1 protein-coding gene is annotated in these 255 nt (G+C 49.8%); it reads right to left on the reverse strand.

The window, feature by feature from the left end:
- Positions 1-255: type VI secretion system contractile sheath domain-containing protein (locus NNO02_RS23685; protein WP_271455916.1), on the reverse strand; the 255-nt coding region annotated here is incomplete at both ends.

Here is a 255-nt window from a genome sequence, read left to right on the forward strand (position 1 = left end):
TCGAAATATTACGCAGTAATGCGACATCCTGCGCTGAGGCATCGAACTCATACGAAGAAATCAGTGCGGCAACAGGCTCTCCGCCAGGGGTATCGTATTCATCAATATAGGTTTGTTTATACAGTCCGCTCTGAGTCACTTCCGGGCTGTCTTCAAAATCCTGGCGCAGCTCCTCTTTGGACATATCCAGCAGTTCGATTTTCACGTTCTGGCGGAAATCTGTTTTGTCGACCAGCGACTTCAGGCCGCACCACA

It is taken from the genome of Citrobacter sp. Awk 2, assembly GCF_028069815.1.
Lineage (GTDB): Bacteria > Pseudomonadota > Gammaproteobacteria > Enterobacterales > Enterobacteriaceae > Citrobacter.